This window comes from Streptomyces sp. NBC_00012 (genome assembly GCF_045040875.1).
In the GTDB taxonomy this organism is placed as follows: domain Bacteria; phylum Actinomycetota; class Actinomycetes; order Streptomycetales; family Streptomycetaceae; genus Streptomyces.
Map to the genome: position 1 here is coordinate 1088787 of NZ_CP108309.1, position 20665 is coordinate 1109451.

The following is a 20665-nucleotide window of genomic DNA, read 5'->3' on the forward strand; positions in this document are numbered from 1 at the left end:
GCCCCGCGCGGCCTCAGGGAAGTCGCAGCGGCACCCGCCAGCTCAGCCTGGTTCCGCCCTGTGCAGACTCCCCCACATACATCTCGCCGCCGAGTTTCTCGGCGCGCCGTGCGAGGTTGTCGAGCCCGCTGCGGGAACCGCGATGTCTGGGCATGCCCACACCGTTGTCGGACACGGTCAGGTTCACCTCACCCTTTCCCACCACCAGCGAGATTTCCACCGCCGTCGCCCGCGCATGGCGGGCCACGTTGCTCAGTGCTTCGCCGAGCACCGCGATCACCTGCTCGGCGGTCTCGGTCGGCACCTCCGTGTCGATCAGCCCTCCCATGCGCAGCGACGGCTGGAAGCCCAGGGTCCGGGCGGCCTGCTCGACCGTGGCCGCAGTCCGGGCCCGCAGTCCCTGGCCGGCCCGGCCCGGGCCACTGGCGCGGAGTCCGAAGATGGTGGATCGGATGATCTTGATGGTCTCGTCCAGATCGTCCACCGCGCGCAACAGTCGCTCGCTCGCCTGTGGCTGCTGCACGAGCCGCACCACGCTCTGCAGTGTCATCCCGGTGGCGAACAGCCGTTGAATGGCCAGGTCGTGCAGATCCCTGGCGATGCGGTCGCGTTCCTCCAGCAGGGCTATCTGTTCGGCGGACTCGCGCCGTTCGGTGAGCTCCATCGCCAGTGCCGCCTGTCCGGCGAACGCCAGGAGTGGCGCGGTGTCCGCATCGGTGAAGGCGGGACGCCCTCGTACCCGGGCCAGCAGCAGCACTCCACGGGTCCGCTCCCCTGTGACCATCGGAACCGCGACAGCGGGGCCGAGTCCCATCCATCTCGACGGGCCCACGGTGATCCTCGGATCATGTTCGACATCCAGGCTGGTGATCGGCTCCCCCGCGTCCAGGGCAGCACCGGCGAACGACCCCGCCTGCGGCAGGGCCAGACCGCGATGCGTCTCTGCATCCATCCCGGACGCCTGTGCCACGCGGAGGAGCTTCCCTTCTACGGGCAGTGCCAGCACACCGAGATCCGCGGCAAGGATGCGTGAGGAGTGATCAACGATCATCTGCTGGACGCGCGCCTCGTCCACCCCTCTCAGCAGAGCCGCAACGATCTCGCTGTTGGCTTCCTGCCAGCGCTGGCGGTCTCGCGTCTCCGCGTACAGACGGGCGTTCTCGATGGCCACTCCCGCCGCCACCGCGAGCGTCGACAGCACGGTTTCGTCCTCATCGTCGAAGCTCCGGCCGCCCCGCTTCTCGGTCAGGTACAGATTGCCGAACACTTTGTCGCGAACCCGGATGGGAACCCCCAGGAATGTGTGCATCGGGGGATGGTTCGGCGGAAACCCGTGGGACGACGAATGCTCGGACAGTTCCACCAGCCGCAACGGCTCGGGATGACGGATCAGCTCACCGAGGATGCCGTGCCCCTCCGGCAGAGGGCCGATGGCCTCGCGCTGCTCCGCCGTGACACCCACCGGCAGGAACTGTGCGAGCCGGGTTCCCTCACCGACCACTCCCAGGGCCCCGTACTCGGCATCGACCACGACAACCGCGGCCTCGACGATCCGACGCAACACCCGGGGCAGATCCAGCTCTCTGCCCACCGACATCACGGCATCCAGCAACAGGGCCGCCTCGACCGGGCCCTGCATCACGGCGTCGAGCCGTTCCTGGAGATCACCCGGCAGCGTGCCCAGCCGACGGCGCGCCTCTCCGCAGTGGCCGGATCCCTTGTCGCCGTTGTCGCCCACGGTGCCTCCGTCGTGACCCACGTAGCGCGGCGGGGTCACCTCTTCACGGTAGTTGCCTCACGGTGAGAAGCATCCGCTGGGCGGCGGCCGGCTCGAACAAGCGTCACGGACGTCACGCCGATTCTCCCCACCCCGCTTGTTCGCACGCCGCGATCGCCACCCGGGCCCGAGGCGCGAAGAGCGACTGTACGGCCCTGGTGACAGAGCCGTTCGTCCCCTGCCACGGGTCCGCCCCGCCAGGGTTTCATGGACAGGGACGGGACCTCAGGCAGCGATGCCGGACGGACAGAGGTGAATCATGAACCGCTCCGCCTTCGTCACACAGCGGCTGCGCCCTGCGGCCGGAGCTGTCGCCTCATGGCTGGAGCCCACGCTGCTGACCGTCACGGCAGCGGCCCTCACCGCAGGAGGTGCCGCCTGGCTCACCGGCGACGAGGGACTCGCCGACCTGCTGTGGGGCCTGGGCACTCTGCTCGCGGTCCCACCGGCGGTGGGCTGGGTGGTCGCCGCGCTCCGCCGCGGCCAAGCGGGCGTCGACCTGATCGCGGTCCTCGCTCTCGGTGGCACCCTTGCCGTCCACGAATACCTGGCCGGGGTGCTCATCGCGCTGATGCTGGCCACCGGACGAACGCTGGAAGCGGCAGCCCGTCGGCGTGCCTCGCACGACCTGATTGCACTGCTGGAGCACGCTCCCCGCTCGGCACGACGCCGGACGGCGGCCGGCGTCTCCACGGTCCCACTGAGCGAAGTCGCCATGGGTGACCTGCTCATCGTGGGTCCGGGCGAGGTCGTCCCGGTCGACGGGCGGGTGGAGGGCGCCGCGGCCGAGCTCGACGAGTCCGTACTCACGGGCGAGTCCCTGAGCGTCGAACGGCCGGAGGGCGACACCGTCCACAGTGGTGTGGTCAACGCCGGCGGCGCCTTCGAATTGCGCGCCACTGCGACCGAGCAGGACAGCACCTACGCCGCAGTCGTGCGACTGGCCAAGCAGGCCGAGGCCGGGTCCGCGCCCGTGGTACGGCTGGCCGACCGCTACGCGGCCTGGTTCCTTCCACTCACCCTGGCGGTGGCGGGAGGCGCCTGGCTGCTCAGTGGCTCGGCGGTCAGGGCAGTCGCGGTACTGGTGGTCGCGACCCCGTGTCCGCTGCTGCTGGCCGCGCCGGTGGCCATCGTCTCCGGGCTCTCCCGAGCCTCGCGCCTGGGAGTGGTCATGCGCGACGGTGGCGCCCTGGAGAACCTGGGCCGGGCCCGTACCCTGCTGCTCGACAAGACCGGTACCCTCACCTGCGGCCGCCCTCGCGTCATTGATGTGCTCGCCGCACCCGGGTGGCAGCCGACGGAGGTACTCAGGCTGGCCGCGTCGCTGGACCAGTACTCACCCCATGTCCTGGCCGAGGCGATCGTCGGCAGCGCGCACGAACGGAGGCTGGTCCTGTCCGTCCCGTCCGATGTCACCGAGAAGCCCGGCCGGGGTGCTTCGGGCGCCGTGGACGGGCACCGGCTCTCCGTCGGCCGCCTCGACGTGTCCGGTGCCCGTCCGCCCTGGGCCAGGACAGTGGACAACCGTGCGCTTCTCGACGGCGCCGCAGTGGCCTGGCTGACCGTGGACGGTTGTCCGGCGGGGGCGGTGCTTTTGCGGGATCCCTTGCGCCATGACGCCGCGCGCACCCTGCGTCATCTGAGGGCCGCCGGTATCGAGCGGCTGCTGATGCTGACGGGCGACCGAGCGGAGCCGGCCGGTGAAGTGGGTGCCGTCCTCGGTCTGGACGAGGTCCGTGCCGGGCTCGACCCGGTCGGCAAGGTCGCCGTCGTACGGGCCGAACGCGAACGCGCGGTCACCGTCATGGTGGGGGACGGCGTGAACGACGCCCCCGCACTGGCCGCGGCGGACATCGGCGTGGCGATGGGCGCTCGCGGCTCCACCGCCACGTCGGAGGCGGCCGACATCGTGCTGACCGCTGATCGGGTGGACCGTCTCGCCGACGCCGTCTTCGTCGCCGTACGGGCCCGGCAGATCGCCGTGCAGAGTGCCCTGGGCGGGATGGCGATGTCCCTGGCGGCGATGGCCGCAGCCGCATTCGGCCTGCTGGCGCCCGCCCTGGGAGCTCTGCTCCAGGAAGCCATCGACGTGGCGGTCATCCTGAACGCCCTGCGCGCGCTGCGCGTGGACCGGACAGCGCGGCCGGCGCTGACACCCGCGGCCGAGGAACTCATTCACCGCTTCGCGTCGGAACACGACGACCTCCAGGACGTGCTCGAAGCGGTGCGCGGTGCGGCAGACCATCTCTCGGACGGTCCCGGCCCGCAGGCTCTGGCTGCCGTCGAAGGGGCACATCGTCTGCTCACCGACCGGCTGCTGCCCCACGAGTATGCCGAGGAGCACGAGCTCTACCCCGCGCTCGCGCCCACCCTGGGCGGGCCGGAGTCGACGGCCACCATGAGCCGTGCCCACACCGAGATCGAACGCCTCTCCCGCCGCATCGCGACCCACCTGCGGCTGGCCCACGCCGAGGGCGGCCTGTCCCCCGGCCAGCTCGACGATCTGCGCTGCTGCCTGTACGGGCTGCACGCGGTCCTCCGCCTGCACTTCACGCAGGAGGAGGAGAACTACTTCTCGCTGGCCCAGTAAGTCGACCGGAGCCGTGCTCCCCCCGCTCCGCGCCGTGTCGCCGCGCGGGGCCTGCAGCGGCCTGGCGCAGAGCACCGCGATCGGGTTCCGATCCCGCTTCCGGGTCGTCGACCGCCCGGCCGATGCGCCGTGGCGGCGGGCGGGCGCCCCGGCCGCCGTGTGCCGGACGCCCGGTGGCCTGGGCATAACGGCCTTCGCCGAGGACGCAGAGGGGTGGACGCGGCCGGGGGGGGGCGGCTCGCATGGGCCGATGGGCCCTGGTCGGATCCGCGCGGCCCTTGGTGGCGGAACCTGCGTGCGCTCACGCTGGAAGCAGAGAAACAAAGGGAGCAGGTGTGATGACTTCCGCCACCGCCATGACCACTGCCTTGCCCACCGAGCACCGCGACCGCCTGCTGCGCCTCGCCCGCGAAGTCTCCTTCGATGCCGGTACCCGCCTGTTCGAGGAGGGCCGGCACGCCGACCACTTCTGGATCATCCGCACCGGCACCGTCGCCCTCGACCTGCATGTGCCGGGCCGTCGTCCCGCCGTCATCGAGTCGATCGGGCGCGGCGAACTGGTCGGCTGGTCCTGGCACTTCCCGCCCTTCACCTGGCACTTGGGCGCCGAGGCAATGAGCCCGGTACGGGCCTGGGAGTTCGACGCGGTGGCAGTCCGGGCGGTGTGTGCCGAGGATCCGGAGTTCGGCCGGGCGATCGCGGTCTGGGTCGGCCGGGTGGTCGCCCAGCGGCTCCACGCCTCCCGGATCCGGCTGCTCGACCTCTACGCCCCCTACGGCAGCGGTGGCCTGACGTGACCGCCCGCTCTCGGAGGGAGGACAGTACACACATCGGCCCGCACCGGCTGAGTGCGTGACGACGACGCCCCCCGGGGCCTCGCAGATGCCCGCCCGTACGCTCGGTTCTCCCGCGTCGTCAGGCCCTGATAAGAAGGTTCTTCACCTCGACGACATCGGCGATGCCTTCCACCTCCGCCACCAGCCGAGCCGCACCGGCCGTCGGCATGTTCCCGGTCAACTCCACGATGCCGTCGTGCACGGCCGCCTCCACCGATTCCCGGTCGCCGGGCGGGCAGCACGACTCGATCCTGGCCACGACCTCTGCCCGGATTTCGGCATCGTCCCTGATGAGAGCCTGCAGTAGCGCGTCGCGGCGTACAACGCCGACCAGGCGGCCCCCGCGGTCGGTCACCGGGAGCCTCTTCAGCCGGGACAGTGCGGCAAGCCAAGCGGCCTCGGCGACGGTCGCGCCGGGCAGCACCGTGATCGCGGGACTCGTCATGAGGTCGGCCGCCGTATCACCGAAGGCCTTGCCGTGCATGCGTCGCTCGCGCAGCCTGCCGACGCGTCCGACCCGGTGGCCGGAGGCCTCGAAGGCGACTTTCGCCAACAGGTCGGACTCCGAGACGACGCCGACCACGTGGTCCTCGTCGTCCACGACCGGAACCGCGCCGATCTGCTCGCGTGCCAGCAGGCGGGCGATGTCGCGGTACGGCAGATCGTCGTGCAGGGAGGCGGCGGGCACGTCCATCACGTCCCGCACCAGGGGGATCCCCGCCCCGGGTGGCGAAGACGGCTGCGGAGGCGCCGCGGCCGACGGCGCCGGGCGGGCGGTGCCGCCTGCGGGAACCTGCTCCTCTGCGCGTGCGTGCCCGGCCGCGGCCGAGGCCACGGCGCCCAGATAGCGAATCAGCGTGTCCTGCCGTTCCGCCTCGCCGGGGCTCCAGGAGCGGGAAGGCAGGTCCCGCCGGGCCTCGGCCTCCGCGGAGTGGTTCTCGTGCCTGTTCACGGCGGCCTCCGGACTCCGTCGGGTTGCCTACCGTCCCCAGTCTTCCGGTCCGATCGCCCTTGCCAAGAGCCGAACGGCCCTGGTGGAACGGCGTGACGGCCCTATCCGGTGCGGGGTGGAACGGGAACGGTGAGGCACCCGCACGTGGCGGTGCCGGCCGGCAGCGGAGCGGAGCAGCGTACGGACACCATGCGCCGTGCCATCGCCGATCTCGTGGGCCGCTCCAGCTTCGGCACAGTCGTCGAGCGGCCCTGGGCCACGAACGGAATGCTCGGCGTGCGTCCCGTGGTGACCGCGACTCTGGCCGCCGACCACCGGGCCACGGACGCCGTCGTCGGGGCCCGCTATCTCACGGCGGTCGACCGAACTGCTACAGAAACCGGAGGAGTTATGAGCCAGATGGAGCCCCTGAACAACACGGAGGCCCTGGCCGTGCGACGGAACCACCGAAGCACACGTGGTGCTGAGCACCGGGACCACGGCGCTCACTGCCCACGAACCGCGGACTGCCATCCGGCGGACACAAGCGTGCCGGAAATCGGCAATGAACCGGCGCCGGCCGGGCCACGGGCTCCTCGACCGTTCGGTGATGCTTGGTGCCGCCCGGACGTGGGTCCATCCCGCGTGGGGCTCTCGTGCCATGCGGTAGTGAGTCCCGCGTGGCAAGTTGGATACAGCACCATTTGAGGAGAGGGCGGCGATCATGCGAGCTCACCTCGGCGACCAGCTCGTCATCGAAAGTCCGGCTGCCGGCGCCGCCAGGCGGGACGGCGAGATCGTCGGCCTGCGCCACGAGGACGGTACGCCTCCTTACGACGTGCGCTGGTCGGACACGGACGAGGTGACGCTCGTCTTTCCCGGACCCGACGCACACATCCGCCACCTGGAGCACGGACAGCCCGGGGCCGTGCGCGCGTCGCAGCCGGCCCCGGGCAGGGCGGGGGCAGTGTCGCCGGCTCTCCCACCCAGTGGGGCCGCCGACCCCGGCGACATCGGCCGACGCGTGGCCGCCGAGCGCCGACGGCAGGGGGTCAGCCGGGAGGAAACAGCCCGCCGCGCCCGGATATCGCTCAGCTACCTCACCTACCTGGAAGAACACCCCTCGGACCCGACCCTGGCAACCCTCATCGGGCTGGCCGACGCGCTGGGCACCACTGTCGCCGCTCTGCGTGGCGGCGGCATCGATCTCCCGCCCGGCCAGGGGAATGCGTTGCTGCACCCTCAGCTGCGGGACCTCGGCCCGGAAGAGTGCCGCACCTTGCTCTCCACGCACGGCGTGGGGCGCGTCGCGGTGTCGGCGTCCGACGGCCGCCCGGCGGTCATCCCGGTCAACTACGAGGTCATCGACGACGCCATCGTCTTCCGGACGGCGCCGGGCTCCGTGACCGCGGCGGCCGCGGACAAGGAGGTCGCCTTCGAGGTCGACCACGTGGACGATGCAATGAGCCAGGGCTGGAGCGTGCTCGCCGTCGGCCCTGCGAGCACCGTGACGGCTCCCGACGCCGTGCGCAGGCTCGCCCAGGAAGCCCACACCAGACCATGGGCGGGCGGGCAGCGCGAGATGTGGGTATCGATCCGGCCCACGAGTCTCACGGGCCGTCGGATCACCTCGGTCGACCAGTAGCCCGGGGTCGCCTCAGGCAGGGGCTGCTGCGTCTGTCAACGGCCTCGTAGTACTCCCCGGAAACGGGGTGATTTGCCCGGGATCGGCAAGCATGCAAACTGCGGCATACCTGATGAGTTCGGATGGCCGATCGCAGGCGTGGCTCTGGAGAACCAGGTAGGCCGACACCGGTGGGGACATCGCAACGCCCCGCCGTATGATCAACTTGTCGGCCTTGGCCGGCCAGTCGGAACCGGACGACTCAAGTCCCGCACCCCGACTATGAAGGGGGCGTCATTCCACAATGCTCTCCCCTGACACTCCATCAGCAAACTCGGCAAAAGGTCAGCACCACCCCCGCCGAAGACCGCCTCGAACCGCCAGGAGGCGCCAAGATCGACAAGGCGACGAACCATCTGCGACCTGGGAAAACACAGGTACCAAGCTCAAAAGATCGCCGAGACGTTCCGCAGCTGGAACACCGGCCGCCTCGACTCGTATCTGATCGAGATCACGGCCGAGGCCCTCGCCCACACCGACGCGGCCACCGGGAAACCCTTCGTGGCCATCGTGCAGGACCGGGCTGAGCAGAAGGGCACGGGCCGCTGAATGGTGCAGTTCGCACTGGACCCGGAGGTGCCCGTCTCGGGCATCGCGGAAGCTGTCTTCGCCCGTTCGCTGTCCGGCCACGCCGATCTGCGCGAGGCGGCCCGGGGCCGGCCGGGGCCGTCACCGGCCCCGCTCGGCAAGGAGGCGGCCGCCGCCTTCGCCGACCGGGTGGAGCAGGCGCTGTACGCGTCCAAGATCGTCTCGTACACGCAGGGCTTCCACCAGATCCGGGCGGGCAGTCAGGCGTACGACTGGAACATCGACCTCGGTGCGGTGGCGGCGATCCGGCGGCCCGGATGCATCATCCGGGCTGCCTTCCTGGACCGGGTCCCGGCGGCCTGCGACGCCCGCCCGGATCTGCTGAGCCTGCTGTCCGACCGGCAGTTCGCCGAGGAGATCGGCGCGGCCCAGGACGACTGGCGCGCGGTGGTCGCCGAAGCCGTCCGGCAGGGGGTGCCGACACCGGGATTCGCCGCCGCGCTCTCGTACTACGACGGGCCGCGCGCCGATCGGCTGCCCGCGGCTCTCACCCAGGGACAGCGGACTTCTTCGGCGCGCACACCCACCGCCGTACGGACCGCGAGGGTTCTTTCCACACCCCCTGGGGCGGTGACCGGTCGGAGTTCGTCGCGGGCTGACGCTAGGACCGCGGGGCGGGCCACCGGGCTCCCCGCGCTCGCCCGGCCGGGTGCCCCGGGTTGCACCCCCCTCGCGGCCGTGGGTAAGTAGCAGCGGACCCCCTGCCCATCCGCACCACAAGTCCACTGCCCTTTCCCGACGTTGCCGCCCCATGGAGCCCTCGTATGCCCGACGCCACCGCGGAGCCGGATCCGGCCGCGGCCCAGCCCGTGGTCGCGCCGCTGACCAGCGCCGCGCTCATCCTGGTCGCCACGATCGAGCCCGGTGGCGAGACCGCCGTGCGCGAGGTGCTGCCCGATCTCGCGGCCTTCGCCCGCTCCATCGGATTCCGGTTCCCCGACGCCGGCCTGGCCTGTGTGACCGGCATCGGGTCCGGGGCGTGGGACCGGCTGTTCAGCGGAGCGAGGCCGGAGCAGCTCCACCCGTTCCAGGAACTGCACGGCGCCCTGCACCACGCGCCCGCCACCCCCGGGGACCTGCTGTTCCACATCCGGGCCGAGCGGATGGATGTGTGCTACGAGTGGGCGGCCCAGCTGCTCGACCGGCTCGGCGGGGCGGTGACCGTCGTCGACGAGACCCAGGGATTCCGCTATCTCGACCACCGGGACCTGCTCGGATTCGTCGACGGCACGGAGAACCCGGTGGGGACGGACGCCGTCTCGGCGGCCCTGGTCGGCACCGAGGATCCCTCTTTCGCGGGCGGCAGTTACGTCATCGTGCAGAAGTACCTGCACGACCTCACATCGTGGAACGCGCTGAGCACCGAGGAGCAGGAGCGGGTCATCGGCCGTACGAAGTCCGACGACATCGAGTTCGCCGACGACGTCAAACCCGCCGACTCGCACGTCGCGCTCAACACCATCACCGACCCGGACGGCACGGAGCGCGACATCCTGCGGGCCAACATGCCGTTCGGCAGTTTCGGGCAGGGCGAGTTCGGCACGTACTTCATCGGTTACGCGGCCGATCCGGCGGTTACCGAACAGATGCTCCGCAACATGTTCCTCGGCAGTCCACCCGCCTCGCACGACCGCATTCTCGACTTCTCCACCGCGGTCACCGGCACGCTCTTCTACGCCCCCAGCGCCGGCTTCCTCGGCGCCCCGCCGCCTCCGCCCTCGTCGGCCGGGACCGACACCGTGCCGGAACCCGCGTCCTCGCCGGTGACGGCGAGGACCCCGGCCCCGGCCGCTCCCGCCGCCGGTTCGCTGCACATCGGCAGCCTGCAAGAAAGCGCCCAGTGATGAACAATCTGCACCGCGAACTCGCCCCTGTCACGGAAGCCGCCTGGGACCAGATCGAAGAAGAGGCCCGGCGCACCTTCAGCCGCCATGTGGCGGGCCGCCGGGTCGTCGACGTCACCGGCCCGGACGGGCCCGGACTGGCCGCCATCGGCGACGGCCATCTGCGCGACATCGATCCGCCCGCTCCGGACGTCATCGCCCGGGCCCGTACGTCGGTGCCGGTCATCGAGTGGCGTGTGCCGTTCACGGTGACCCGGTCGGCCGTGGACGACGTCGAGCGCGGTTCGGACGACAGCGACTGGCAGCCCGTCAAGGACGCCGCCCGGACCTGCGCGTTCGCGGAGGACATGGCGATCATCGACGGGTACGCGTCGGCCGGCATCGCCGGGCTCCGGGACGGCTCCTCGCACGCGCCTCTGACACTGCCCGCCGATGCCCGGGACTATCCGGCCACCGTCAGCCAGGCGCTGACGCGGCTGCGGCTGTCCGGTGTCGACGGCCCGTACCGGCTGCTGCTGGGCGCCGACGCCTACACCGAGGCCACCGAGACCTCCGACCACGGCTATCCGGTCGCCACCCACCTGGCCCGGCTGCTCGACGACCAGATCCTGTGGGCGCCCTCCGTCACGGGCGGGGTGCTGCTGTCCACCCGTGGCGGCGACTTCGAACTGCACCTGGGACAGGACCTGTCGATCGGCTATCAGGACCACGACGCGACGAGCATCCGGCTCTACCTCCATCAGTCGTTCACCTTCCGGATGCTGACTCCCGAGGCCGTGGTCCCGATCATCGCCTGAGGAGCTACCTGCGTCCGCTCGCCCTGACGTTCCAGGTCAGGGTGTCGGTGGCCAGCGCGCGGACGGCGGGGTCGCGGATGGCGTCCGTACGGTCCACGGCCTCGGCGGTCACCCGGTGGCCGCGGCCGTCCGCGCGGACTCCGAGGCCGGCGGGGGTGACGGCGGTGCGCCCACGGGCGGACACCTTCTCGACACCGTCCACGTACCAGCGCAGCTCGGTCCTGGCGAGCCCGGTGGCGGCACCGGGCCGGTGCGGGTGAGTACCGGCGACAGCGCTCCCGAGGTCCGCCGGGCTCACGGAGATCCGCCGCCCCGGGCCGACGGCGTCGCCGGTGCCGACGGAACTGCTCAGCGCGTTGCCGGCGCGGTAGAACCCGGCGATCATCGCCTCGCGCCCCGGCAGGTTGAACTCGGTGTTGCTCAGCTCCCGCATGATCGATGACCCGGTGGGGCGGTTGAGCCCGAGCGGGTAGTAGGCGCTGCCCTCGTACGTACCGACCGTGCCGCCCGCCGGGTCGGTCCGGCCCAGCCAGCGGTACCACTTGGCCTGCTTCTCGGTGAGCTGCGCGGCCGTGTAGGTGGTGGAGTTGATCCCGTCCGGCTCGCCGCCGGTCCACGCCCCGTACTCGGGATAGGTGTACTCGTCGTCCAGCAGACCGACCGAGTGCCCTATCTCATGGGCGGCGATCAGGCTGGACGAGGGGTGGTCGGAGGAGAGGGTGGAGACCCCGTTGAAGGGACGGCCCTCGGCCTGGAGCCCGGAGTAGCCCGCTCCCCCGTACTTGGTGGAGTTGGCGATGACGACCACGAGGTCGGCGGCGGGGGCCTCGGCGGCGTAGGCGGTCACCTTGTCGATGTCGGTACAGATCAGCCGCTCGATGTCGGAGCACCAGAAGTAGCTGCCGAGCGCGGTGTCCCTGACGGTGTCCGGACCGGGATCGCCGCTGATGCCGGACTCGTTGGAGACCGCGTCGACGGTCCACACGTTGAACAGGCCCTGGTAGCTCTTGTACGGCTCCAGGGCGGTGATGTCGGCCCACTTGGCAGTGGCGTCGGCATGGAAGTCGTCCTGTTGGTCCGCGGTGTAGCCGTCACCGATGATCACGATGTCCAGCCGGTCGTCGGACGGGCCGGTCACCGCCTGTTCGCCCACCGTGCCGTCCACGGCGGCCTCCGCCGCGCTCAGCGGCGACGCGGCTTCGCCCTTGCCCACGGGGGTGCCGGCGGGGACCTCGACGGTCCGGCCCGAGCCGCCCGGATCGGGGAAGTACTCGGCGGTCACGCGGTGCTCGCCGCCGGCACTCGTGGGGGCGGCCGAGGCCGGTACGGTGGCGGCGGTCGCCGCCAGGAGGCCGGCGAGGGCGAGCCCCGCCACAGCTCCTGCCGTGCGACGCGTGTGGGGACGTATCCGCATGGACAACTCCTTCGGGTTTGAGGGGACTTGCAGGGCACGACCGTCACGTAACCCATGAGTTAACTCGACTTGATTTTCTGCTTAACCTAGAGGTGGGCGGACCTTCGAACAAGGCCCGGACGCCTGGTGGTCGAGGTTCGCAACCGGGCATTTACGATGCATGGACCGCATTTCGGAGCGCGGCGAAGCGGAAAGGACGGCGCGATGGACGAGGGGCGCACAGCGAGAAGAGGCGCAGGGTCCAGCGACGACCCCGGCGCCGTCGGCCGACGGGTCCAACGACTGCGCACAGAACGTGGCCTGACGCAGCGACAGCTGGCGGAGCCCGCCTACACCCCCGCCTATATCTCCACACTGGAGGCCGGCCGGGTACGCCCGTCGGAGGCGGCCGTGCGCCACCTGGCGGACCGGCTCGGCGTCACGTACGAGGAACTGGCGACGGGACGCCCCGCCCACCTCGCGTCCGGTCTGCGGCTGAGACTCGTCGAGGCCCAGCGGACGCTGGCCACCGGCGCCGCCGAGGACGCCGCCGACGCCTACGCCGGCCTGCTCGCCGAGGCCGTCCGGCACGAGCTCCACGACGAACGCGCCGCGGCGATGCTCGGGCTGGGCCACTGCGCTCTGGAGACGGGCGATCTGCCCGCGGCCCGCAAGCACTTCGAGTCCGCGGAGAGACTGCTCGCCGACACCCCGCTCCCCCGGCGCGCCCCGGCCGTCCGGGGCAGAGCGGTCGCCCATCTCCTGGCCGGTGAACTCCGTTACGCCTGCTACCTGTTGGAGAGCGCGATCGACGAGCTCAACACCTCCGGCCTGCAGGATCCGGGCGCGCTCCTGCTGCTCTACACGGCCGCGATCGCCCCGTACATGGACATGGGCGCGCACGCCCGCGCCGCCCAGGCGGGGGAGCTGGCGCTGGCCCTCGCACCACAGGTGTCCGATCCGGAGCTGGTCGCCGGACTGCACCGGAGCGTCGCCCGTACGCTCATAGCGGCGGGCCGCACCGCGGAGGCGGACACCTCGCTGGCCAGGGCGGCCGAGATCTACCAGCAGCTACAGATCCGTACGGAGCTCGCGCACTGCCACTGGATGCGCGGCTACGTGCGCGCACAGGACGGCGATCTGTCCGGCGCCGAGGCCGAGTTGCGCTCCGCCCGCGACATGCTGGCATCGAAGCGAGCGGCCCTGTACACGGCCCAGGTCGAGGTGGAGCTGGCCGATGTGCTGCGCAGGCGCGGCAAGACCACCGAGGCCCGGGAGCTGCTGCACAGACTCCTCGGCGAACTGCACCCGGAACGGGGATCGGTCCACGCGGGCGGCGCGCATCGGCTGCTGGGTCTGATCCACGAGGAACGGGGCGAGCTCGATTCGGCCGAGGAGCACTACGTCACCGCACTGGCCCTGCTGGAACGGGCCGGTGCCGCCGGGGATCTCGCGGACATCTGCCGGCTGCTGGGCGATCTGCTGCGGCGCGTGGGCCGGACCGAGGCGGCGATGGACGCGTACCGGACCGGCCTCGGCCATCGGGCCTCCCCCGGCAGCACCACACTGGGCCCGGCACCGGTCCGCCCGCCCACGGGCTGAGCCCGGCCGGGTCGCCGGACCGGCCGGCCTGTCGGGGCCGGTCCGGCCGCCCGGGGTGAGTGCCGGGTCGCTTTCCGGCCGTCACCAGCCCCGCTGGGGCGACGGCTCCGGCACCGGCTCGGGGCGTGGTTCGGGCGGCTGCGGGATCGGGTCCGGCGCGGGTCCTGGCGGGACGGGGCCGGGTGGCGGAGGCGGCGGCTCCGGCAGCGGCGACGGCGGCCCGGGCATCGGTCCGGGGGTGGGCGCCGGCGGCACCGGGTCGGGGTACGGGTTCGTCATCGGAGGCCTCCGAACGGTTCGGGCGGATCTGCTTCCACCGTCTCCCGGAGCGGCCGCCCGCGCCTGGTGAGTCCGGGCCCGCCGGTTCCGGATGACCGGCCGGGCACCGGGGCCGTGCGGAGGTCAACGTGGGGCGGCCGCCGCGACGGCGAGACCCGGGCCGGGGCTGGAGAGCACCGGAATGCGGGTGGCCGTCCGGGTGATCGCGTCGGCCATGGACGCCTGCGCCAGCACGATCACGTCAGCGTCGGTGACCGCGTCGGCCGCGGCCGCGACGAGGTCCAGATAGCCGTCGCGGTCACCGGCCTCGAATCGCGCCCAGGCCCCGTCCACCACGACGGTACGTACGTCGACGGGCCGGCCCCCCGCCTCTTCGGCGAGCAGCGCGAGGGTCGGCACCAGCGTGTCGGTGATCGAAGCGAGCACCACCACGCGATCGTGTGCCGCGGCGGCGGCCGCCATCGGGCGGTCGACGCGCAGCACCGGAACACCGAGCGTCGCCGACTCCGCCTCGGCGACGGCCCCGATCGTCGAACAGGTGCAGAGCACGGCGCGGGCACCGTCCGCGACGGCGCCCGCGAGCGTGGACCGGATCTCGCCCACCACCGCTTCGGGGCCCGATTCCCTGGCCCTGGCGAGCAGGTCCTCGCGCACGAGATGGCGCAGCGCGAGTCCGGGGTGGCCGGCATCCCGGAGCGCGTCGAAGACCGGGACGTGGACCGGGGAGGTGTGCAGCAGGGCGAGTGTCATCCGCCGAACGGTACAGTCCCCGGCCGACGTCGGTCAGTACAGCTCGGGGTGGGACTCGAGCTGCGTCTTCGCCCGCTCCACCAGTTCGGCCGGGGCCTCGGGGGCCCGGTCTGGGTGGCGCACCGCCCACTTCGCGGCGTACGGGCAGAGCGGCACGACGGGCTCACCCTCGCAGGCCGCCATGGCGTAGAACTCCTGGACGAGGGCGCCCGCGATGCCCCTGCCCTCGTGTCCGGGTTCGACGACCGTGTGCACGGCGACGAGCGCGGCGGGTTCACCGTCCATCACGAAGTACGCGACGACTCCGACGGCCTTGCCGCTCTCGTACGCGAGCAGGTTCCCGCCCGCGCGGTCGTCGCGGATGTCGAGTTCGACGCGTTCGGTCTGTTCCGCCACGACGATGCTGCCTGGGGTGCTCGTACCGGGTCAGCGCGCCGCGGGAACGGCGTGCGGGCTCCGTTCGGTGGCGGTGCCGGGTACGGGTGCCGACGCGTCGGAGCCGAGTTCGATGATCCGGTTGTCGGCGTCGACGTGCACGACGCGCGGCTTCAGGACGCGGGCCACGGCGTCGTCGACCTGGGCGTAACTGATCAGGATGACCAGGTCACCGGGGTGGACGAGGTGGGCGGCGGCGCCGTTGATGCCGATGACACCGGAACCGCGCTCGCCCTCGATGACGTACGTCTCCAGACGGGCGCCGTTGTCGATGTCGACGATGTGCACCAGCTCGCCGGGCAGCAGGTCCGCCGCCTCCATCAGCTCGGCGTCGATGGTGACGGAGCCGACGTAGTGCGGGTCGGCCTGGGTCACCGTGGCACGGTGGATCTTGGACTTGAACATGGTGCGCATCATCGAGGTACTCCTGGAGATAGGCTCCCTGCCTGCGTTCTTGCAGGTCAAGGGCTATTTCCTCACCCTACAACGAGTCGCATGTCCGGGTAGCGTTCCCCAGGTTCTTCAGGACTCATGCTGACCACTTACCGAATGTCCTGACACATCGCCAGGTGGCGGAAGGGGGTGCCGCGCGCCCTTCCCGGCCTCCACCGCGACGACTCCACAAGCCTACGCAGCGCTCCCGCGCAGGTACTCGTGATCATCGTCACTCCGATCACGCAACTTCCGAGGTCGCCGCGATGCTCAGCATGTCCACGAGCTGGGTCTACAGGGAGGCATCGAAGCTGGGTTTGAAGGGCTACAAGCTCGGCCGAGGCAGAATGCCGAGGTCCTTTACAAGAGGGCAGAGATCTTCAAATGGCTGGAGCAGCAGAAGATCCAATGCGGCGAGCGAAGTTACGCGTCGGCTCACCGTCCGCTGTGTGCGCTTCGAGTGAATTCCCGGCATGTTCCCGCCGAGTGAGTTCGCTGAGCAAGAGTCCACGCTCACGCTCGATCAGGACGGACCGCAGCCACCGGGAGATCGCCGTGCACATTCTGCTTGTCGCAAGCGCCTTCAACAGCCTCACCCAACGTGTCCAGGCGGAGCTGAGGGACCACGGGCACTCCGTTGCCGTGCAGCTCGCGCACGAGGAAGACCCAATCCGGGAAGCCGTCCGCCGGGAGTGCCCGGGCCTTGTTGTGGCGCCGTACCTGAAGACCGCGATCCCGAGGGACGTCTGGTCGGTCCACACCTGTCTCGTCGTCCATCCAGGGCCGGTCGGCGACCGCGGGCCCTCCTCCCTGGACTGGGCCGTCCACGAGGGAGCGGACCGCTGGGGCGTCACCGTACTTCAGGCGAACGCGGAGATGGACGCAGGCGACGTCTGGGCGTCCGTGGCCTGTCCGCTGCCCCCGGTGGGCAAGAGCGACCTGTACCGCAACGAGATCTCGGACGCCGCCATGGAGGCGGTACTTCTGGCGGTCGGACGCTTCGCGTCGGGGACGTACAACCCGGCGCCACAGGCCTCCGGTGCCGGCGAAGGCTGCCACCCTCTGTTCGGCCAGTCGCTGCGTCGCATCGACTGGCATTCGGACTCCACCGCGACGGTGGTCCGTAAACTCAGGGCGGCGGACTCACAGCCCGGTGTGCTCGACGAGTTGCTGGGCAACGAGTGGTTCCTGCACGGCGGTTATCCCGAGGCCCGGCTGGGCGGGCGTCCAGGGGATGTGGTGGCCACCCGGGACGGCGCGATCTGCCGGGCGACCACCGACGGCGGGGTGTGGATCCCCGAGCTCCGGCCACGGCGGGCGCCGGGCGGCCCGGCCACCTTCAAGCTCCCTGCCGCCTCGGCGCTGGCCGGGCGGCTGTCCGCCGTGCCCGAGCGCCCGGCTCCGCTGCACCGGACCGGGGACGACGACACCTGGTCCGAGATCGGCTACCGGGAGGAGGCCGGGACCGGCTTCCTGTCGTTCTCGTTCCGCAGCGGCGCGATGAGCACGGAGCAGTGCCAACGCCTGCTTTGCGCCTACCGGTTCGCCTGCTCCCGGCCCACCTCGGTGCTGGTCGTCGGCGGCGGCCGGGACTTCTTCTCCAACGGCATCCATCTCAACGTGATCGAGGCAGCAGCCGATCCCGGCGCCGAGTCCTGGGCCAACATCAACGCGATGGACGACCTGGTGGAGGCGGTGCTGACCACCACGGACCGGATCGTCGTCGCCGCCCTGGCCGGGAACGCCGCGGCGGGCGGGGTGATGCTGGCCCTCGCCGCCGACGAGGTGTGGTGCAGGGCGGGCGCGGTGTTCAATCCGCACTACCGCCTGATGGGGCTGTACGGATCGGAGTACTGGACGTACACGCTGCCGCGGCGGGTGGGGGCGCCGGCTGCCGACCGGCTCATGCGGGACGCCCTGCCGGTCAGCTCCACCTCGGCCCATCGGCTGGGGCTGGTCGACAGGGTGATCCCGTGCGCCCCCCAGTCGTTCGACGCGGAGGTCGGCGCCCTCGCGAACCGCCTGGCGGCCCTGCCCTCGACCCAGTCCCGGATCCACGCGAAGAAGGAGGAGCGGGACCGGGTCGACCTGGCCCCGTACCGGGAGGCGGAACTCGTCCGCATGCACCGCATCTTCGCGGACCCGCACCACCCGTACCACGGGCTGCGCCGGGCCTTCGTCCGCAAGGAGCGCCCGGCGTCCGCCACCGCGGTCCCGCAGCCCCCGTTCTCCCGGGGCTGACCGCAGTGCGGCGGCGGAGCGGCTACCGCTGCTCCGCCAGCCAGTCGTACCAGTGGGACAGGCCCTCGCCGGTGGTCGCCGAGACCGTCAGCACGCGCACGTCCGGGTTCACCGAGCGCGCGTGCCGCGCGCACTGCTCGACGTCGAAGTCGACGTAGGGCAGCAGATCGGACTTGTTGATCAGGATCAGGTCGGCAGCGGCGAACATGTACGGGTACTTCAGCGGCTTGTCCGTGCCCTCGGTGACCGAGATGATCACCACTTTACTGCGTTCCCCCAGGTCGAACAGGGCGGGGCACACCAGGTTTCCGACGTTCTCCACCATGAGCAGCGAACCCTCGGCCGGGGACAGCGCCGTGAGGGCGTCCCGCATCATCTCCGCGTCGAGGTGGCACCCGGCCCCCGTGTTCACCTGCACCACGGCGCAGCCCGTACGCCTGATCCGGTCGGCGTCGAGCCTCGTCTCCTGGTCGCCCTCGATGACGGCCACCGGCCGGCGGCCGCCGAGGTCGGTGACGGCGCGTTCCAGCAGGGTGGTCTTGCCTGCGCCCGGCGAGCTCATCATGTTCACGGCCACGACGCCGCGGTCGGTCATCCACGTACGGTTGCGCTCCGCGAGCAGGTCGTTCTTGGCGAGCACCTTCTGCTCGATGGTGACGGTCTCACCGGCTCCACTCGGCTGACGACGCTCGTGTGGACGAGGGTGCGGGTGCGGATGCGGATGTCCGTGGTCCGGTGCATCGTCCTCCCGCAGCATCACGATCCTGGTCCCGCCGGACTCCTCGGCACAGCCGCAGGTACCGCACATGGTTCAGCCCACTTCCATGGAGACGATCTGCAGTTCCTGTCCCGATGTGATCTCCACATCCGCGCTGCCGCAGGGACACAGCAGAATCAGGTCGGTCAGGGTGAATGCGACGGCACAGGTACGGCAGCGGCCGGCGCCGGGCGGCTGGTCGATCTCCAACCGCGCGCCCTCGGCGGCCGTTCCCTCCGTGACCAGGCCGAAGCAGAACCGCATCGAGTCGGGCACCACGGCCGTGAGCACGCCGACGCGGACGCGGACCGAGCGGACCGGACGCCCCCCGGCGCGTTCGCACACCGAGTCGACGACGCTCTGTGTGATGGCCAGCTCGTGCACCGGTGCCTCGTCCTTCCGCGGGTGGCTCCGACCGTAGGGCCACGGGAGGACCGCGGCGCCGACCGACGGGACCGGTCCCCCGCCCGGACCACCCGAGCGGCCCACCGCATGCCGTCATTCGGCCCCCGGTGACAAGCCGGGGCGGCGAATTCCCCTGTTGCCGGTGCTCGCGAATCGAGGCGTGATGGTAGCAATGTGCGCGTACCCACCCGTGGGGGCCGATGGCCGGTAGGCCGTCATTCTGAAAGGCGACACTGCCATGCCGACAGAGGAAGCGGTTAAGGCGGAGGACACACTGATCCACGTGCTGTGGATCAACGCGGGACTGAGCTGTGACGGCGATTCCGTCTCCCTGACCGCAGCAACGCAGCCGAGCATCGAGGAGATCGCGCTCGGCGCCCTGCCGGGACTTCCGCAGGTCGCCGTCCACTGGCCGCTCATCGATTTCGAATGCGGCCCGAACGGCGGCGCCGATGATTTCCTCGAATGGTTCTTCAAGGCCGATCGCGGAGAGCTGGAACCGTTCGTCCTGGTGGTCGAGGGATCCATTCCGAACGAGCGGCTGCACGACGAGGGCTACTGGTGCGGGTTCGGCAACGATCCCGCCACCGGCCAACCGATGACAACCAGCGAGTGGCTCGACCGGCTGGCTCCGAAGGCGACCGCGGTCGTCGCGGTCGGCACCTGCGCGACGTACGGCGGCATCCACGCCATGGCGGGCAACCCGACCGGCGCCATGGGGGTTCCCGACTACCTGGGCTGGGACTGGAAGTCCAAGGCCGGAATCCCGATCGTGTGCGTCCCGGGCTGTCCGATCCAGCCGGACAACCTCTCGGAGACGCTCACCTACCTGCTCTACATGGCCACCGACCAGGCGCCGATGATCCCGCTCGACGACGTACTGCGGCCGACGTGGCTGTTCGGGTCGACGGTCCACGAGGGCTGCGACCGGGCCGGGTACTACGAGCAGGCCGACTTCGCGACGGAGTACGGCTCACCGAAGTGCATCGTCAAGCTGGGCTGCTGGGGCCCCGCGGTCAAGTGCAACGTGCCCAAGCGCGGCTGGATGAACGGCATCGGCGGCTGCCCCAACGTCGGTGGCATCTGCATCGGCTGCACCATGCCCGGATTCCCGGACAAGTTCATGCCGTTCATGGACGAGCCCCCCGGCGGAAAGCTCTCGACCAATGCGGTCGGACTCTACGGGTCGACGATACGGCGGCTGCGCCACCTCACCACCCACGCCCTGGACCGCGAACCGAAATGGCGCAAGCCCGGCAAGAAACTCACCACCGGCGCCACACGCACCTGGTGAGTGACCGCGTACATCACCGCAACGGACAGA

17 protein-coding genes and 1 pseudogene are annotated in these 20665 nt (G+C 71.0%); 10 read left to right on the plus strand and 8 right to left on the minus strand.

Translation table 11 applies throughout. The features are described 5' to 3' along the window. Window positions 1-13: 13 nt before the first annotated feature. Entirely contained in the window at window positions 14-1738 is a 1725-nt protein-coding gene (locus OHA19_RS05250) for a GAF domain-containing protein (RefSeq protein ID WP_405753221.1), read from the minus strand. A 298-nt stretch (window positions 1739-2036) separates the two neighbouring features. Here OHA19_RS05250 and OHA19_RS05255 point away from each other — a divergent pair, with 298 nt between their 5' ends. Then, a complete protein-coding gene (locus OHA19_RS05255; protein ID WP_405749497.1) occupies window positions 2037-4367 on the plus strand; it encodes a heavy metal translocating P-type ATPase in 2331 nt (776 codons plus the stop codon). 338 nt (window positions 4368-4705) lie between these two features. After that, entirely contained in the window at window positions 4706-5164 is a 459-nt protein-coding gene (locus OHA19_RS05260; RefSeq protein ID WP_405749499.1) for a Crp/Fnr family transcriptional regulator, read from the plus strand. Window positions 5165-5282: 118 nt separating this feature from the next. Here the strand turns inward: OHA19_RS05260 and OHA19_RS05265 are convergent, their stop codons facing one another. Next, complete coding sequence (locus OHA19_RS05265; RefSeq protein ID WP_405719456.1) at window positions 5283-6155, minus strand: CBS domain-containing protein; 873 nt, start codon at window positions 6153-6155, stop codon at window positions 5283-5285. 267 nt (window positions 6156-6422) lie between these two features. On the opposite strand from OHA19_RS05265, the gene OHA19_RS05270 reads away from it, so the two are divergent. The 5 genes and pseudogenes from OHA19_RS05270 (at window position 6423) to OHA19_RS05290 (ending at window position 11047) form a co-directional block, all read left to right on the plus strand. Further along, window positions 6423-6842: a hypothetical protein gene (locus OHA19_RS05270; RefSeq protein WP_405753223.1), complete on the plus strand. Its 420-nt coding sequence runs from the start codon at window positions 6423-6425 to the stop codon at window positions 6840-6842. A 16-nt stretch (window positions 6843-6858) separates the two neighbouring features. Next, window positions 6859-7779 carry a pyridoxamine 5'-phosphate oxidase family protein gene (locus OHA19_RS05275; protein ID WP_405719450.1) on the plus strand — a complete coding sequence of 307 codons (921 nt, stop codon included), beginning with the start codon at window positions 6859-6861 and terminating at the stop codon, window positions 7777-7779. Between the two features lie 417 nt (window positions 7780-8196). Next, window positions 8197-9005, plus strand: a pseudogene (locus tag OHA19_RS05280) (NADP-dependent phosphogluconate dehydrogenase); the annotation flags it as partial. Window positions 9006-9170: 165 nt separating this feature from the next. Continuing rightward, window positions 9171-10250: a Dyp-type peroxidase gene (locus tag OHA19_RS05285; protein ID WP_405719448.1), complete on the plus strand. Its 1080-nt coding sequence runs from the start codon at window positions 9171-9173 to the stop codon at window positions 10248-10250. Continuing rightward, window positions 10250-11047, plus strand: a complete 798-nt coding sequence (locus tag OHA19_RS05290) for a family 1 encapsulin nanocompartment shell protein (RefSeq protein ID WP_405719446.1) — start codon at window positions 10250-10252, stop codon at window positions 11045-11047. Before OHA19_RS05285 ends, OHA19_RS05290 begins: the two co-directional genes overlap by 1 nt. Window positions 11048-11051: 4 nt before the next feature. Here the strand turns inward: OHA19_RS05290 and OHA19_RS05295 are convergent, their stop codons facing one another. Beyond that, window positions 11052-12461, minus strand: a complete 1410-nt coding sequence (locus OHA19_RS05295) for a M64 family metallopeptidase (protein WP_405749501.1) — start codon at window positions 12459-12461, stop codon at window positions 11052-11054. 204 nt (window positions 12462-12665) lie between these two features. Here OHA19_RS05295 and OHA19_RS05300 point away from each other — a divergent pair, with 204 nt between their 5' ends. Next, on the plus strand, window positions 12666-14042 hold the full coding sequence (locus OHA19_RS05300) for a tetratricopeptide repeat protein (RefSeq protein WP_405719441.1): 1377 nt from the start codon (window positions 12666-12668) through the stop codon (window positions 14040-14042). Between the two features lie 402 nt (window positions 14043-14444). On the opposite strand, the gene OHA19_RS05305 is transcribed toward OHA19_RS05300, so the two are convergent. The 3 genes from OHA19_RS05305 to panD are packed head-to-tail and all read right to left on the minus strand — an operon-like array spanning window position 14445 to window position 15923. Continuing rightward, on the minus strand, window positions 14445-15071 hold the full coding sequence (locus OHA19_RS05305) for an arylsulfatase (protein WP_405719438.1): 627 nt from the start codon (window positions 15069-15071) through the stop codon (window positions 14445-14447). 33 nt (window positions 15072-15104) lie between these two features. Beyond that, window positions 15105-15467, minus strand: coding sequence for a GNAT family N-acetyltransferase (locus OHA19_RS05310; RefSeq protein ID WP_405719436.1), 363 nt, complete (start codon window positions 15465-15467; stop codon window positions 15105-15107). A gap of 30 nt (window positions 15468-15497) precedes the next feature. Next, window positions 15498-15923: an aspartate 1-decarboxylase gene (gene panD / locus OHA19_RS05315; RefSeq protein WP_405749503.1), complete on the minus strand. Its 426-nt coding sequence runs from the start codon at window positions 15921-15923 to the stop codon at window positions 15498-15500. A gap of 570 nt (window positions 15924-16493) precedes the next feature. On the opposite strand from panD, the gene OHA19_RS05320 reads away from it, so the two are divergent. Beyond that, entirely contained in the window at window positions 16494-18179 is a 1686-nt protein-coding gene (locus OHA19_RS05320; protein WP_405749505.1) for an enoyl-CoA hydratase-related protein, read from the plus strand. 22 nt (window positions 18180-18201) lie between these two features. On the opposite strand, the gene hypB is transcribed toward OHA19_RS05320, so the two are convergent. Both hypB and OHA19_RS05330 read right to left on the minus strand, forming a co-directional pair. Continuing rightward, complete coding sequence (gene hypB, locus OHA19_RS05325; protein WP_266692362.1) at window positions 18202-18987, minus strand: hydrogenase nickel incorporation protein HypB; 786 nt, start codon at window positions 18985-18987, stop codon at window positions 18202-18204. Window positions 18988-18990: 3 nt separating this feature from the next. Beyond that, window positions 18991-19320 (minus strand): hydrogenase maturation nickel metallochaperone HypA, encoded by a 330-nt coding sequence (locus OHA19_RS05330; protein ID WP_259930335.1) that lies wholly within the window; start codon window positions 19318-19320, stop codon window positions 18991-18993. A gap of 259 nt (window positions 19321-19579) precedes the next feature. On the opposite strand from OHA19_RS05330, the gene OHA19_RS05335 reads away from it, so the two are divergent. Beyond that, the gene (locus OHA19_RS05335; protein ID WP_405749507.1) at window positions 19580-20635 is read left to right on the plus strand and encodes a hydrogenase expression protein HypE; all 1056 of its coding nucleotides are present in this window, start codon (window positions 19580-19582) and stop codon (window positions 20633-20635) included. Window positions 20636-20665: the final 30 nt, after the last annotated feature.

Excerpts from the sequence above, each read along its gene's own strand:
- OHA19_RS05255 (WP_405749497.1), top strand. The coding sequence starts at position 2,037 with ATGAACCGCTCCGCCTTCGTCACACAGCGGCTGCGCCCTGCGGCCGGA.
- OHA19_RS05260 (WP_405749499.1), top strand. The coding sequence starts at position 4,706 with ATGACTTCCGCCACCGCCATGACCACTGCCTTGCCCACCGAGCACCGC.
- OHA19_RS05270 (WP_405753223.1), top strand. The coding sequence starts at position 6,423 with ATGCTCGGCGTGCGTCCCGTGGTGACCGCGACTCTGGCCGCCGACCAC.
- OHA19_RS05275 (WP_405719450.1), top strand. The coding sequence starts at position 6,859 with ATGCGAGCTCACCTCGGCGACCAGCTCGTCATCGAAAGTCCGGCTGCC.
- OHA19_RS05285 (WP_405719448.1), top strand. The coding sequence starts at position 9,171 with ATGCCCGACGCCACCGCGGAGCCGGATCCGGCCGCGGCCCAGCCCGTG.
- OHA19_RS05290 (WP_405719446.1), top strand. The coding sequence starts at position 10,250 with ATGAACAATCTGCACCGCGAACTCGCCCCTGTCACGGAAGCCGCCTGG.
- OHA19_RS05295 (WP_405749501.1), bottom strand. The coding sequence starts at position 12,461 with ATGCGGATACGTCCCCACACGCGTCGCACGGCAGGAGCTGTGGCGGGG.
- OHA19_RS05300 (WP_405719441.1), top strand. The coding sequence starts at position 12,666 with ATGGACGAGGGGCGCACAGCGAGAAGAGGCGCAGGGTCCAGCGACGAC.
- OHA19_RS05305 (WP_405719438.1), bottom strand. The coding sequence starts at position 15,071 with ATGACACTCGCCCTGCTGCACACCTCCCCGGTCCACGTCCCGGTCTTC.
- panD (WP_405749503.1), bottom strand. The coding sequence starts at position 15,923 with ATGATGCGCACCATGTTCAAGTCCAAGATCCACCGTGCCACGGTGACC.
- hypB (WP_266692362.1), bottom strand. The coding sequence starts at position 18,987 with ATGTGCGGTACCTGCGGCTGTGCCGAGGAGTCCGGCGGGACCAGGATC.
- OHA19_RS05335 (WP_405749507.1), top strand. The coding sequence starts at position 19,580 with ATGCCGACAGAGGAAGCGGTTAAGGCGGAGGACACACTGATCCACGTG.